This window comes from Shimazuella soli (genome assembly GCF_022511585.1).
GTDB lineage: Bacteria > Bacillota > Bacilli > Thermoactinomycetales > Thermoactinomycetaceae > Shimazuella > Shimazuella soli.
In genome coordinates, this window is sequence record NZ_JAKWBN010000005.1 from 86,399 (window position 1) to 100,152 (window position 13,754).

A 13,754-nucleotide genomic window follows, 5' to 3' on the forward strand; every position below is an offset into this window, starting at 1 on the left:
GAAAGGCTTGCCAGTCGGCAAGTTTTCTTTACTGTTAATTTTAGGAAACGTCGTTTTCATACAATTGATCAATAAGTTTATAAACTGGATCTTCTTGTATTTCTTTTATCAGTGGTTTAAGTCCTAATTTAATTTCAGCTCGTTTTGCTTCTTCTATTTCTAAAGCTGTTGCTAAGGATTTATCTGCTATGAATTGCCCTCTTCCTTTGTAATTTGCAGGATTAATTTCTTTTGGGTTTAAAATAAACACTTCTGATCGAAGTACAGTATGCTGCATGTAACAATGACGGGGATTGATTTGATAATAGTCAAATTCTGTTAAAGAGAATGATTCTGAACGCAGACTGTCCCTCACGGTTTGAGCATCTTTAATACTTCCTAATTGGAAAACGGCATGGGTACCAAAGTTACGGAAAAAAGCTTCTACATAACTTGGTGGCATATGATCTTTCAATCCTTGAGTTGACAATATCAATGGCATGTTAAACTCACGGTAAAAATCAGTAAGGGTTTTTAAATCACCAAATAGATCAACGAATCCTGATCCTTCGTCAATAATAAGTGGATGTTGTGCATATTTTCCCTCTGCATTTTTTCTTCCGCGTGATACCATCCCAAGTTCGAAGTGAGCAATAGTACAAGCAGCGATAAGTCGTTGATCTCCAGGCGGCATGCCCGAGACATCAATGATATTGTAATGACCTTCTTCCCATGATTTTAACCATTTAATTCCACATGTGTAGGAATTCATCATTTTAGTGATACCAGATGTATTGATATTACGCAATCGAGCAGTACTGAAGCTTTCGATAAACTCACGAGGCCAGCTGATTTTATTGCTATCTTTCTGTACATATTTTAGCAGAGAACGTTTTAGGGTAGCTGTTTCTGGTAAAGATTCATCAAGTTGGTCAATAACCCAATTACAAAATTCCGGTTCCTCAATGACTCGTTGAATGTTTCGCAAAGTAGGAATGCCTATTTTAGAGAGTGAATATCCAATAAGCAATAATGTTTCTGTCACGACAGGTTTCCAATTAGAGGAATCTGCGCGTGCTAAAATATCGACTACCTGTCCGCCTTTTTGTTGAATCGAGTAGTCCACATCGAATGGATTAAAAGGAAAATTCCCTTCTCTTGCACGTACGACTGTAACTTTATCATGCATTTCTGGAGGGATACGATCTAGCACTTCATTGGCTAATGTCCCTTTTGTATCGAGTATGGTGAAGCCCATGCGATTTTCATCTGTCCGTATTTTAATTAAGTCGTCAATGAGATTTAAAATGAAGCCACTTTTTCCTGATTTTGGTCCGCCCATAACCGCAATATGGTCATCTAAATTTTCTGGTCGTAAATATATGGGGAAACGAGCTGTAAATCGTTTACCATTACCTATAAAGATATTACCGGGCTCTTTCGCTAATTTTCTAACCACGATAGGTGGTGGCGGATATTGCATTTTGATACGGACTAGCTTACTAGAACCTGAAGTGGTTGGCCATCTTGCTAGACCAGCTAATTCTGGAGTGCCTAAAATCACTGCATTTTGTGGTCTGCGAAAAGGAAAAATACGATTTTTTGCTTCATATCTGAATAATGGATGGATGATTCTCCACCACTCACGAGAGTGAAATCGATTTAATTCTGGAGAGTTTAACATGGCCATAGATCGATAAGTATGCTCTGTAATTTTTTTTGCATTTTCTTCAGAATCAGCAAAACTTAAGATTTTAATAGCGACTTCTGCTTTGGGTTGTTCCATTTTTTCTTGAATTGCATCTAGGTACATTCCTGTATCGGATGATTTATCTTTTTTTAGGCTGTTTAATACTCTTCTAAATTTAGGAATCATCTGCCTATCATAAACCGGCCGTATCAAATATTGAATCAATAATTCCTGTCCTGGGCCTACATTACTCATGTGTTCAACAAGTTGTGTCAGGCTATCATGGCTGCCTGTGAATATTTCAATCGGAACAGTGAAGTCACGTTCTAAAAATAACTTCATGCCATTATGGGGCTTAGAAAAATCGAGCTGATAAGGTTCTTCAGCATGTTCATAGTTGAATTCGAAGTGCTCTAAAGCAATCCGGTCTAGTGTATGCTGTCCAATCGTTTCATTAGGCGCCCAATAAAAAAAGCGTGTTCTTGTTCCTGTAGCAAATGCTTCCCACGCTACCCAAGGTTCAAACCAGGCAAATGGAAAACGACGAAACCATTTTTGCTGCAAAAATTCAAGAATGTTTTGCCAAGCGATGGCCGTTAAATCATAGGAAGGTGAATCTGCTAATAAGGTGTTTACTTCATACAGGACACCTTTTGGAATGGATTGTGGCAAGAAATGATACCTTTTCAATTTTTTCGCTCCTTTCAACTAAAATTAATCTTCATAGAAGATGTCGATAAAGTCATCTTCTTCCTCTTCAGATGAATATGGTTCCATGTTTTTTAATTTTTGTTCTAATAATTTTACTTTTTCTTCAATGTCCTGCCAATTCTTTTTCCTTTGATTTTCTTTTTCTTTTGCTACTTTCTCTTCGATTTCCGCCGCTTTATCAAAGTGTTCTTTGACCATATCATCAGCTGGTTTATCGTGTACTGGGTTTGGAGGCTTTCTGATGTTCATACTAAACGTCCGCATCTTTACATTGTCTACTATCATTTGGATATAAGCGACGTGTTTTTCAACCAAGTTAAAATCACGATGGGATAGTCCATAAAGTAACATATTATCCACAGCAACTTGTGCATCGCTTGGGCTGCCTTGTTGGAAAGCAAATATTGTACCAAAATTACGGAATAAGGTCCCAATGTCTTTATCTTGGATTTGTGATGTTAACGCTGAATTTGCCAAGATAAATGGTACATTGTACTTTCTGGCTTCATTTAATACAAACTCAATATTATCCAGTGCTGAATTCATATACAAACTCGCATCATCCACGATAAAAGGGTGCAATGGCATATGTTCACCAGCTCCGAATTCTTTGGAGCGTGTAACCATCGCTTGACGAAAGAGAACAGCACAAGCCGTACCAAAAAAAGTACGTTCATAAGCTGGACAGGCGGATATATCTAAAATAACGATGTGACCTTCATCTAAAGCTTCACGCCATTTGATATAGTTGGATTTCTTATTCATCAATACTCCAGAATAAGATAAGAGCATTCCTCTAAAACGTGCTAAAGTGGAGCTGAGCACAAATTCTTTTCGCCAATCAATTCGCTTTGTGTCACGCAAGTTTCTCATGAGACTTCGAATAAGTGTCGCTTGTTCTGGATCATTTTCATCTAACAGACAGATGATTCGTTTGCAAAACTCTTCATCTTCGATTACTTTTAATAAGTTTTCTAAGGTTGCCATGCCAACTTTTAATAAGGCAAGGCTTGATACAAGGAATATTTCTTGCATCATAGGATTCCAACTACCAGTAACCCGTCGGATGATCTCCGAAATGAGATTTGCTTTTCGGTTATCACTCGCTGGGAAATCCATATCAAATGGATTGAAGGGAGTCCTTGTGCGAAATCGGACTACACGAACCAGATGATGCCATTTAGGTGGAACTTGTTCTAATAATTGATCAGACAACGTTCCTTGGGTATCAATCAAGGTTAGACCATGTTTATTTTCCTCTGTTTTTAATTTTAGAAAATCAGAAAGCATGTTTACGATTAGGGTACTCTTTCCTGTCTTAGGACCTCCGACAATCGATACATGATTTTTTAGATCTTCTACAGGCAGGTAGACCGGTGCTTTGTTGATGTTTCTGTTATTATGACCTACCAATATAGTAGGGTCGGGTCGATTCGCTAAGTTTCGTACTTCCACTGGGATAAGCACTCTTCTGCCTTTAATTTTTATAAATTTTGTTGTGCCTGCAATACTAGGCAGTCGTGTAAGACCAGCAAGTTCTGGAGTGCCAAGTACAACTTTGTTTTCTGGTTTGCGAAAAGAGAATATGCGTTTGTTCCATTCATAACGGAACATCGGACGGACAATTTGCCACCACTCACGAGATTCAAATCGATTTAACTCTTTTGAGTTCATATAGCTTAATGTACGTGCAGTTTGGTCTGTCAGCTCAAATGCTCGCTCATAAGTTTGTGCTGTTGCAGCAATACGAATAGAAACTTCCGCTTGTGCTTGGGCGCTTTTTGTTTTTATAGCATTCAGATACATTTCCGTTTCTTTTCTCGTTGCAGTTTTATCTCGACTGACTTCTCTAATCGCTCTTTGGAAGGCCTTAGCAGTTTGGTGGTGGAAAATAGGCCTGATCAAAAATTGTAGCCCGACTTGTTCGCCTTCCTCTACGTTGCTAAGAAATTCGAGCAGTGCAGATTGAGTATCGATTGTGTTCTTTTCATAAATACGCATCGGCACAGTAAAGTCTCGTTCTAATTGCAGCTTCATACCTGCATGAGGTAAAGAAAAATCCATTTTTGGTGGTTCAGCCAGGGTGAAGTTAAGTTCAGGACTCCAAGTATACAGACGGTTCCAAAATTCGTTTCCCCATTGCAGATTTGGTGCCCAAAAAAAGTATCTTGTTCGTGTATCATCCGCATATATTTCCCAAGAAATCCATGGTTCAACCATACGAAAGGGAAAGCGTCGGTACCACTTCCACTTCATATAATCGATATAGTCGTTAAGGGATTTCTGTGTATTTGCATAATTTGGCCTTGAGCCTATAAGTGTTTCCATTTCATACGTAACCCCTTCAGGGATGAGAAAAGGTAAGAAGTGAAACCTCTTCAAGATTATCTGCTCCTTTCCCTTACGATGGAATGTAAGGCTAGTCTATTTTCTAATAGGATGGGTAAACCTATCAACTTCAATTGATCGAGAAGTGGTCAGATTTTCTTTAAATTTATCATAATAGTGCAGAAAACGATAGTAAAAACAGAATGATAAAATAGAAGCCCTTTTTCACATGAGGGCTTGTTTTTTTGAACCAGCAAATAGAGCACCATTCGTTCATCATACTCAGAACGAGGTGTTATTTTTTTAAGTCAATTTTTTTTAGATTGTAATGAATCCTCCTACACTTTAGCAGACATTAAGTGGTGGGGGATTTCTTGTACCACTTTGTTAGATTTAGCTTCTATCTTGTACATTTGTATGTTTTGAAATGTAGACTACAACGGATTAAATCCAGCAAAAATAAGTATTCACAAATAATCATTTTTACTTTATAATAATTATCATAAAGTTGCGGACAGGCAAAAATGAAAATCATTCTCATTGCATAGTCACTTTAACTAAAAAATGAAAATAAAATTCGCTGATAATGGTGGTGAAGATTATGGAATTGGTGACATATCAAATAGATAAAAAGAGTAAAGAATCAATGGGATCTATTAAGAAAATAGATCAATACTTGGAATTTGCTTTTGCCATCTCAAGCGGATTGTTAACATTTGTAGCATTTTTATTGGAAAAATCAAGTTTTCATTATGCAGTTACTCTTTATGCTATTGCATTTCTTATTGGAGGATATGTTAAAGCAAAAGAAGGACTCATGGAGTTATGGAAAGAACGGGAATTCGGTGTAGACCTGCTTATGATGGTAGCAGCAATTGGAGCAGCATCAATCGGATACTGGCTAGAAGGAGCATTACTCATCTTTATCTTCTCCTTAAGCGGAGCACTAGAGACATATACCATGGCTCGAAGCGAACGAGATTTATCGAAGTTGCTCAGTCTACAACCTGAAGTTGCGACAATCGTCTATTCAGATGGTTCGGAGGCAGAAATTCCAGTATCAGCGCTTAAAGTGGATGATGTTGTCGTCGTAAGACCTGGAGGTAGGATCCCAGTAGATGGGGTCGTCTTGGAAGGATCTTCAGAAGTAGATCAAGCGAGCATTACAGGAGAATCAATTCCAGTAGCAAAAGTCAAGAACGATGAAGTATATGCTGGAACCATGAATAGCACTGGTTCACTTTTCATTAAAGTTACAGTTTCGAATGAAAATAGTTTATTTGCAAAGATCGTTAATATGGTAGATCAAGCCAGAGAAGAGGTACCAGAGTCTCAACTAAAAATGGAACGTTTAGAAAAAACATATGCAAAAGTAATTTTACTGGTAACATCCATTTTATTATTTGCTCCTCATTTTATTGTTAGCTGGAGCTGGTCAGAGACTTTTTATCGGGCAATGGTCTTTTTAGTTGTAGCTTCTCCATGTGCGTTAGTTGCTTCCATTATGCCTGCCATTTTGTCTGCAATGTCAAATGGATCGCGCAAAGGGATTTTGTTTAAAAATGGGATGCAACTCGAAGTTTTATCTGAGATAAATGTTGTAGCTTTTGATAAAACAGGTACCTTAACAGAAGGAAAACCGAAAGTAACCGATATTGTGCAATTTGTAGAAATGGAAGAAATAAAATTGCTACAAGCTGTAGCCTCAATTGAATGGTTGTCTGAACATCCGATTGCAAGAGCAGTAGTTTCTTATGCAAAATCCAAAGGGATAGATCGTACGAAACCAGAGATGCTTCAGGCGGAAACTGGTTATGGTGTCAAAGCCAATTACCGTGGAGAAGAATGGAGAATCGGTAAACCAGAATGGTTTTTCCTGACAAATGAAAAGCAAAGATCTGTTCAAGGATTGGAAGCTCAAGGGAAAACAGTTGTAATCATAGAAAGGGACAAAGAAGTAATCGGTGCTATTGCACTAAAAGATACAATAAGAAATGATGCTAAATCCTTGATTCAATCACTTCATAAACTAGGAATTCATACAGTAATGTTGACAGGAGACCAAAAACGGACAGCAGAAGTGATTGCAGATGAATTAGGAATTAAGGAATACTACAGCGGATTACTTCCTCAAGACAAGGTCCATAAGGTAAAAGAATTAAGGGAATCTCACGGGAAAATTGCAATGGTTGGGGATGGAGTAAACGATGCTCCAGCATTGAGTCAAGCAAGCATGGGGATTGCGATGGGGGCAGGCGGCAGTGATATAGCCCTAGAAACTGCTGATGTTGTCTTGATGAATGATAAGCTTTCACGAATTACTACAGCTGTCAGTTTATCCAAAAGAATGAAGCGAATTGTGCGGCAGAACCTTATTTTTGCAGCAACTGTGATTATACTCCTTTTGCTTTCTAATTTTACGGAATTGATCAATCTGCCATTGGGAGTAGTTGGACATGAAGGTAGTACGATTTTGGTTATTTTAAATGGACTGCGTTTGTTACGATAAAAGAGGATTTTCTTCCTTTGTTGTATATAAAGAAGCAATGAAGGTAAAACGAAGCCTTATCTTGAATAAGATAGAACATCAAAAATAGATATGTGTAAGAGTAGGCTGTAATACCTACTCTTTTTTTGTCCATAAATGGAGGAGATAATGAGAAGGATATGTATTGTTGGTTCACCAGGTTCTGGGAAGTCAACTTTAGCAAAAAAATTAGGTTCATTAATGGGGATAGAAGTTATTCATTTGGACAAACTTTTTTGGAAACCAGGTTGGAATGCTGTTTCTAACGAAGAGTTAGCAGATTTGCAAGATGAGCATTTGCGAAAAGATAGTTGGATAATAGATGGTTCTTACAGTAGTGTCTGGCAACCGAGGCTAGAAAGAGCAGATACAATCATCTTTTTAGATTTTTTTCGATGGATATGTATATATCGTGTTGTTAAACGTTATGTTTTAGCACGTAATCAAACAAGATCCGATATGGGCAGCGGTTGTCCAGAGAAAATCGATTTTCCTTTTTTATTATTTGTTTGGAACTATCCAACACACCGCAGAAACAAAGTATTAGCAATGACACAAAAATATACCGCTCAAAAACAAATTATTATTTTACGCAATGATAAAAAGGTATCGGAGTTCTTGAAAAACATAAAGCAAGGCAATCGGTAAGATAAGATTGCCTTGCTTTTGAAAATACGAGTGTTTTAAACGGTAACCGTTTTTTCTACTTCTACAATTTCCTTCGCGTGTTGTTCCAAAACATTGGCAACAGCTATACCTTGATTTGGTTCCGTTTTAGCGATAATGCGGATATAATTTTCTGCTTTATTTGGAGTATGTACATCTAGTACAGCTGGTCCTTCTACTATTTGCGGCATATCTGTTTTTAGTTGATTCAATTTTGCTTGGATTTCTGATATATAGGGGAGCATATCTTGTCCATTGCTATAAGGTATCTTGACATTAACGATCGTATTGGAAGTACCTTTAGAATGGTTGGTAAGTGATTTTAACTCGCGATTTGGTATAAAGTGAAGATCTCCATTTAGATCACGAATTTTTAAAACACGTAGTCCTGTCTGTTCTACTACACCAGAAAATCCATTAACAGTGATGTGATCATTTACATTTACTTGGTCTTCCATCAAGATAAAGAAACCTGTTACAATATCACTTACAAGACCTTGTGCGCCAAAACCGATAGCTAAGCCAATAATTCCGGCGCTGGCGATAAGTCCAGTTGCGTTGATACCAAACTGATCCAATAAAGCAACAACTGCGACAAAGAAAAGGACATATCCAATAAAATTGCTAGCTAAACTTGCTAATGTTTGTAAACGAGGAATCTCTTTTTTTCTTCCAACGATAAATCGATAAATAATTCCTTTGATAATCAAAAAGGCTATGTAAGTAATAGCAATAATAACAAGACAACTGATGATGACTTCGGAAACATGTGTCCAATTGATATTAAAGTTCCAATTCATGAAATCTTCCTTTCTATTATAAGATAAAAAAGTAAGTAGGTATAATATAGCATATCTTTCAAAATAAAACATATGGGAAAATTCAATCAAAGGACAAAATTAGCTGCTAGATAATTTTCTTTTAAAAAAGGATTGACACAGAAGATAATATATCGTAATATAGATTTTGTCGCTGAGCCGAAGTGGCGGAACTGGCAGACGCGCACGACTCAAAATCGTGTTCCTTTGGAGTGTGGGTTCGAGTCCCACCTTCGGTACCACCAAAATTGCATATCGGGGTGTAGCTCAGTTTGGCCAGAGCACTCGCTTTGGGAGCGAGGGGTCGCAGGTTCGAATCCTGTCACCCCGACCACACAATTTAGGTGTAAGATAGAGAAAGACATGTTAGAGAAAAAATCTAATATGTCTTTTTCTTTTGATAGGGAGGAAATGAATTGAAAGAAGTTACAATCTATACGGATGGAGCATGTTCTGGAAATCCAGGTCCAGGTGGATGGGCAGCCATTTTGATATATCGCGATCAAATGAAAGAAATCTCTGGTGGAGACCTGAAGACAACTAATAATCGAATGGAACTAATGGCTGTTATCCGATCGTTAAAAATATTAAAGCAAACTTGTAGAGTGAAAGTTTATTCGGACAGCGCCTACATTGTCAACTGCTTTCATGAAAAGTGGTATGTGAAATGGGAAAGGTCAGGTTTTAAGAAAAACGAAGATTTATGGAGACTGTTACTAACTTTATACCGTAAACACGATGTTGAGTTTGTCAAAGTAAAAGGACATAGTAATGTGGAACTGAACAATCGATGTGATGAATTAGCTCGAGCAGCTGTTCCAAAATAGGAAAGGAGGCAGGACGATGGATGGATCGCAATTGAAAGAGAAACTGACGAAGAAAGCCCAGCAATTAGGAATCGATAAAATTGGTTTTGCGTCTGCTGATCCTTTCTTAGAATTGAAAGAAAGATTGCGTGAACAACAGGAGCGTGGTTTTTCTTCAGGCTTTGAAGAAAAAGATATTGAACTTCGTACGCATCCAGAAAAGCTAATGCCAATGGTAAAAACCATCATTGCGATCGCCATCGCTTATCCTGCCAAACTTTCAAACCCTCCAAAATCAACACATGGAAATTACAGAGGAATCTTTTGTCGAGCTTCTTGGGGTACAGATTACCATCAAGTACTAAAACAAAAGTTGGATGACCTTGCTGTTTATCTGCATTCACTTATTCCAAATGCTACTATTCAATCCATGGTTGACACAGGGGCATTAAGTGACCGAGCAGTTGCAGAACGCGCAGGAATTGGCTGGAGCGGCAAAAATACTTCTATTATCACAGAAGAATTTGGGTCTTGGGTGTACCTTGGAGAGATGTTAGTAGATGTGTATATTCCGCCAGATGAACCGATTGAAGACGGTTGTGGGGAATGCACGTTATGTATGACAGCTTGTCCAACTGGAGCTTTGGTAGAACCGGGTAGATTGGATGCACAATCCTGTATTGCATATTTGACACAAACGAAAGCGATGATCCCTGAAAAATATCGCGATAAAATTGGCAATCGCCTCTATGGCTGTGATACATGTCAAACGGTGTGCCCGAAAAATAGAAAGCGCTATTTTGATCATCAGCAAGCCTTGAAACCAGATGGAGAAAAAGTAAAGCCTTTGTTGAAACCACTGTTGAAACTTAGTAATCGACAATTTAAAGAGCAATATGGTAGTATGTCTGGTTCTTGGAGAGGAAAAAATCCAATCCAACGAAATGCGATTATTGCCTTAGCCCATTTTAAAGATAAATCTGCAATTCCTCAGTTGGCCTCCATGCTTCAACAGGATGCTCGACCTATGATAAGGGGAATGATTGCTTGGGCACTTGGGAAAATCGGCGGTGAGGAAGCAGAACAAAGTTTACAAAAGGCAATGAAAGCTGAAAAAGATGAAATGGTTATAAAGGAGATACAATTAGCGATCCTTAAACTAAAGAATAGGAAATAAAAAACAATCTTCAGTTTTATTATAGAAGATTGTTTTTTTGTTTTGAAATAATTTTGATTTGAGGTAATATTAGGATGCATCCATATATTCCCGTAACTAAAGTTCGGTGAATTTCATTTGTATTTATAAAAAAGATAGGAGAAAAAATATTTGAATGAACATGTGGAAAAAAGGCTTGTTTTTGATTGGTTGCTTGCTTTTGATTTCTGGTTGTGCTCAAAACAATATAGCAGATAATCGTAAAGTTGCACCAACGAAAGCTTCTGCTCAAGATGATAAGGAAATCAAGCATAAATTAATGGATCTGATGGATAATTTGATGGATCATCATGATAGAAATATAGGTGACCAACGGCAGATGGTAAATGACTACAATACTGCAAATCAGCTGGGAAGTGAAATCTCTCAATCTTTGAACCAAGGTGGCAAAATGAGCGAAGCCCAATACAACCAGTTAATGTCATCCTTAGATATAGCTAATTCTGATCTAAATATATATAAGCAAGGGGTTCTATCTCTGCTTAACGAAATTCCCACAGTAGAAAGCAAAGCGAATGAATTGCAAAATGAGGGAACTAAATTGAGAGCAACTCAATATTTAGCAGCATTAAAGCGGGCAACTCAATTTCAAGTTGATTATATTAATAATTTCAAAAACTTAATTGACTCTTATCGTCAAGCTTATGTCACTATCTCCCAAGGACAACAACCTAATACTTTTCAATACGATGAATACTCCAAAAAAGAAGGCGAACTTATCGATAACTTCAACAAAGAAATTGATGAATTTAACGCAGCTTGGAAAACCCTCAACGAAAAAGATTTTAATCGTGAAGTTAAAGAAAATCTTTCTTTCTAATATTCCACTTCCAGCTTTCAAATGAAAGCTGGTTTTTCTTATGCTGAATATGAGAAATGAAAAGTGAAGGAAGATGCATGTGTTTTCCTTCACTTTTTTTAAGTGACAGATGTTAAGTGAGTTTAATATTTCAAAGAAAATGAAAAGTGATGAAATTAAAGATATTTTGGCATAATAAGCCGCAATTCTATTTATTTAAAAAATAGAATCCGGTATCAACGTAACTTCAAAGGAGCAGGCAGCATGACTTCGACCTCAACAAATTCCCAAAAATCCTTACATCCACAAGGACCAAAGGGACTCGGTCTTCTTTCTTCTCTTCCTCGGTTAGCCAAAGATCCTTTTGGTTATTGCATGAGTGAGGCGGCAAAAGGTGATGGTTTGGTACGTCTCGGTTCTGGTCCAGCTCGCGCATATTTAGTGAGCCACCCAGATTATGTCCATCATGTCCTTATTGATAACGCTTCCAATTACATAAAGGGAAGCATAATGGATGGTATCAGATTTGCTTTAGGTAATGGGTTATTTACGGCAGAAGGGGATCACTGGAAACGACAGAGGAAATTAATGCAACCGGCTTTTCATCCAAGGCAAATTGAAAAAGTAGCTTCTATCGTAAATGAAGAAGTCAAAGAGGCGACAAAAAGATGGGAAAAATGTTCAGAAGAAAACTTGCCATTGGATATGCTGCTAGATGCAACACAAACGAATGTACAAGTGGTATTGAAATCATTGCTCGGCACATCCATTAATCCAGAGCAGACCCGTATTCTAGTGGAATTGACAAACGCTGTTTTCAAGGGATGACAAAGAGAGTTTGGACATTTTTTGTCCCGAGCTGGCTTCCTACACCTGGGAAATCTGCCTACAGAAAGGCAATCGCTCAACTGGATCAAGAAATTTATTCGATTATCCATCAGCGAAGACAATCAGGTGAGTCAGGAAAAGATGATTTGCTGAATGTTTTGTTAGAAGCGAAAGATGAAAATGGGCAATCTATGACGGACAAACAAATCAGGGATGAGGTTTTTACTATCTTTTTAGCTGGGTATGAGTCTACGGCAAGCAGTGCGACATGGGCTGCTTATTTGCTCAGCCAAAATGCAATCATTGCCGACAAGGTCTATGAGGAAGTAGATCGAGTATTAAAAGGTCGGATGCCCGAATATATGGATTTGAAGGAATTGAAATATGCTCGAATGGTATTGAATGAAACCTTGCGTTTATACCCAGCTTTTCCGATGTATTTTCGTACTTCAGTGGAAGAGGATACAGTTGGAAACTATGTTATTCGTGGAAATTCAGCTGTCATTTTAAGTCCTTTTGCAACTCACCATGATTCTCGGTTTTGGTCTGATCCAGAAAAATTTGACCCAGACAGATTTTTACCTGAGCGTTTTGATCATACTGCACGCAAAGCCTATTATCCATTTGGAAAAGGTCAGCGGATTTGTATTGGACAAGATATGTCATTGGCAACTGCCCTTATTATGATAGTTGCATTTGTACAAAAGTATGAATTCTCGCTTGTCCCTAACAAAAATATAAGTCCTCGTTATGCGATGACCTATCAGCCTGCTGAAATGCCTTTTCTCTTGAAAGCCAGAAGCAATAGTTAGCGTAATAAAATAAGCAATTATCCATATTTTCCCTGATGTACTTTTTTGTGACCACATCCCCCTCTTTACATATAGATGAATAGTGGAGGGGAGAAGCTATGTATAATCGTGATCGAGCAGTTTCTTATGCAAATACTTATTGGAACTCGCACAACCCGACATTTCGTTACTTTTCGATCAATGACTGTACTAATTTTATTTCTCAATGCTTACATGCAGGGGGATATCCTATGGTTGGTGGCAGGGATCGTGGCAGAGGATGGTGGTATCACAAAGGACACCCCGATAATTGGAGTTACAGCTGGGCAGTTGCTCATAGCTTACATGGATTTTTGCGTAGCAGGGCACAAAGGGTTCCCCGCGTAGAAGATTTGCAAATCGGAGATGTTATCTGCTATGACTTTGAAGGAGATGGCAGATGGAATCATAATACCATTGTGACGTATAAAGATGAAAATGGTCAAGCTTATGTTAATGCGCATACGAACAACAGCCAGCATCGTTACTGGCAATATCAAGATTCAGCAGCATGGACTCCAAATATTCGCTATGATTTTTTTCATATTCGTTAAAC

Annotated in this window: 10 protein-coding genes, 2 tRNA genes and 1 pseudogene; 10 read left to right on the plus strand and 3 right to left on the minus strand. The window is 37.9% G+C overall.

The genetic code is table 11. The features are described from left to right. Positions 1-40 precede the first annotated feature (40 nt). Together MK805_RS12395 and MK805_RS12400 are read right to left on the minus strand one after the other, a co-directional pair. A complete protein-coding gene (locus MK805_RS12395; protein WP_240876211.1) occupies positions 41-2,359 on the minus strand; it encodes an ATP-binding protein in 2,319 nt (772 codons plus the stop codon). Between the two features lie 24 nt (positions 2,360-2,383). Next, positions 2,384-4,762, minus strand: coding sequence for a hypothetical protein (locus MK805_RS12400; RefSeq protein WP_240876212.1), 2,379 nt, complete (start codon positions 4,760-4,762; stop codon positions 2,384-2,386). Between the two features lie 547 nt (positions 4,763-5,309). Here MK805_RS12400 and MK805_RS12405 point away from each other — a divergent pair. Both MK805_RS12405 and MK805_RS12410 read left to right on the plus strand, forming a co-directional pair. Next, positions 5,310-7,217, plus strand: coding sequence for a heavy metal translocating P-type ATPase (locus tag MK805_RS12405; protein ID WP_240876213.1), 1,908 nt, complete (start codon positions 5,310-5,312; stop codon positions 7,215-7,217). 147 nt (positions 7,218-7,364) lie between these two features. Next, complete coding sequence (locus tag MK805_RS12410; RefSeq protein ID WP_240876214.1) at positions 7,365-7,883, plus strand: DNA topology modulation protein; 519 nt, start codon at positions 7,365-7,367, stop codon at positions 7,881-7,883. A 35-nt stretch (positions 7,884-7,918) separates the two neighbouring features. On the opposite strand, the gene MK805_RS12415 is transcribed toward MK805_RS12410, so the two are convergent. Continuing rightward, positions 7,919-8,701 (minus strand): mechanosensitive ion channel family protein, encoded by a 783-nt coding sequence (locus MK805_RS12415; RefSeq protein ID WP_240876215.1) that lies wholly within the window; start codon positions 8,699-8,701, stop codon positions 7,919-7,921. Between the two features lie 176 nt (positions 8,702-8,877). On the opposite strand from MK805_RS12415, the gene MK805_RS12420 reads away from it, so the two are divergent. The 8 genes and pseudogenes from MK805_RS12420 to MK805_RS12450 form a co-directional block, all read left to right on the plus strand. Next, positions 8,878-8,961 (plus strand) — tRNA-Leu (locus tag MK805_RS12420). A 14-nt stretch (positions 8,962-8,975) separates the two neighbouring features. After that, positions 8,976-9,053, plus strand: a tRNA-Pro gene (locus tag MK805_RS12425). Positions 9,054-9,135: 82 nt separating this feature from the next. Next, the gene (rnhA, locus tag MK805_RS12430; protein ID WP_240876216.1) at positions 9,136-9,546 is read left to right on the plus strand and encodes a ribonuclease HI; all 411 of its coding nucleotides are present in this window, start codon (positions 9,136-9,138) and stop codon (positions 9,544-9,546) included. A gap of 16 nt (positions 9,547-9,562) precedes the next feature. Then, positions 9,563-10,702, plus strand: a complete 1,140-nt coding sequence (gene queG / locus MK805_RS12435; protein ID WP_240876217.1) for a tRNA epoxyqueuosine(34) reductase QueG — start codon at positions 9,563-9,565, stop codon at positions 10,700-10,702. A 160-nt stretch (positions 10,703-10,862) separates the two neighbouring features. Further along, complete coding sequence (locus tag MK805_RS12440; protein WP_240876218.1) at positions 10,863-11,561, plus strand: hypothetical protein; 699 nt, start codon at positions 10,863-10,865, stop codon at positions 11,559-11,561. 243 nt (positions 11,562-11,804) lie between these two features. Next, entirely contained in the window at positions 11,805-12,368 is a 564-nt protein-coding gene (locus MK805_RS17860; RefSeq protein ID WP_255724632.1) for a cytochrome P450, read from the plus strand. Continuing rightward, positions 12,365-13,180 (plus strand): cytochrome P450, encoded by an 816-nt coding sequence (locus tag MK805_RS17865; RefSeq protein WP_255724633.1) that lies wholly within the window; start codon positions 12,365-12,367, stop codon positions 13,178-13,180. Before MK805_RS17860 ends, MK805_RS17865 begins: the two co-directional genes overlap by 4 nt. Before the next feature lie 83 nt (positions 13,181-13,263). Continuing rightward, positions 13,264-13,752 (plus strand): annotated as a pseudogene (locus MK805_RS12450) (amidase domain-containing protein); the annotation flags it as partial. Positions 13,753-13,754: the final 2 nt, after the last annotated feature.

Excerpts from the sequence above, each read along its gene's own strand:
- MK805_RS12415 (WP_240876215.1), bottom strand. The coding sequence starts at position 8,701 with ATGAATTGGAACTTTAATATCAATTGGACACATGTTTCCGAAGTCATC.
- MK805_RS17865 (WP_255724633.1), top strand. The coding sequence starts at position 12,365 with ATGACAAAGAGAGTTTGGACATTTTTTGTCCCGAGCTGGCTTCCTACA.
- MK805_RS12410 (WP_240876214.1), top strand. The coding sequence starts at position 7,365 with ATGAGAAGGATATGTATTGTTGGTTCACCAGGTTCTGGGAAGTCAACT.
- MK805_RS17860 (WP_255724632.1), top strand. The coding sequence starts at position 11,805 with ATGACTTCGACCTCAACAAATTCCCAAAAATCCTTACATCCACAAGGA.
- MK805_RS12440 (WP_240876218.1), top strand. The coding sequence starts at position 10,863 with ATGTGGAAAAAAGGCTTGTTTTTGATTGGTTGCTTGCTTTTGATTTCT.
- queG (WP_240876217.1), top strand. The coding sequence starts at position 9,563 with ATGGATGGATCGCAATTGAAAGAGAAACTGACGAAGAAAGCCCAGCAA.
- MK805_RS12405 (WP_240876213.1), top strand. The coding sequence starts at position 5,310 with ATGGAATTGGTGACATATCAAATAGATAAAAAGAGTAAAGAATCAATG.